The sequence below is a fragment of the Virgibacillus sp. M23 genome, assembly GCF_034190895.1.
Classification (GTDB): Bacteria; Bacillota; Bacilli; order Bacillales; family Amphibacillaceae; genus Virgibacillus; species Virgibacillus salarius.
On sequence record NZ_JAWDHA010000424.1, the window covers coordinates 1 to 255 of the forward strand.

At 37.6% G+C, this 255-nt stretch carries 1 protein-coding gene; it reads right to left on the reverse strand.

What is annotated here, in order from left to right; genetic code table 11:
• A partial coding sequence (locus RVS70_RS23270; RefSeq protein ID WP_321135117.1) for a transposase occupies positions 1-255 on the reverse strand: 255 nt, incomplete at both ends.

Sequence of the window (255 nt, forward strand, 5' to 3'; positions counted from 1 at the left end):
ACTGAAAAGCAATCATCGAAGAAAGAAGAATATGAATTAAAGTCCCATACAAATGACAGTAAAAGCGGTCGGTATTCATTGCCTGCACATCATCAATTTCAAATAACGATTTCCATGTTTTAAAGAGTATCTCCACTTGCCAACGCAAGGAATAGATAGGATACAAGGTTTGCTCATCCATTTCTTCTTGTGTTATATTGGTAGCAAGAATTTGGATATGATTCTTCTTGTTGGCGGATTGGGTATGCCCCCCTT